This window comes from Methylobacterium frigidaeris, from assembly GCF_022179185.1.
Lineage (GTDB): Bacteria > Pseudomonadota > Alphaproteobacteria > Rhizobiales > Beijerinckiaceae > Methylobacterium > Methylobacterium frigidaeris.
On the sequence record NZ_BPQJ01000304.1, the window covers coordinates 1 to 246 of the forward strand.

At 69.5% G+C, this 246-nt stretch carries 1 pseudogene; it reads left to right on the forward strand.

What is annotated here, in order from left to right:
• Nucleotides 1-56 precede the first annotated feature (56 nt).
• Nucleotides 57-246, forward strand: a pseudogene (locus tag MFF64_RS38425) (ATP-binding cassette domain-containing protein); the annotation flags it as partial.

A 246-nucleotide genomic window follows, 5' to 3' on the forward strand; every position in this document is an offset into this window, starting at 1 on the left:
TGTAGCGCATGCGCACCGGCTAGAAACAGCAGGCCGCAGGAAGCAGAGCCGAGGGACTCACGCGTGGATTGAGCGTAAAAGGTGATCGCCCCGCTGTACGTACACCGCCCAGGCGCCTGTCCGGGGGCCAGCGGACCCGCGTGGCCCTCGCCCTCGCACTGGGCAAGCGGCCCGACCTCATGCTGCTCGACGCGACAATGGCCGACCTGGACCCGCGAGCCCCCCCCGAACTCCTCGCCACCCTGA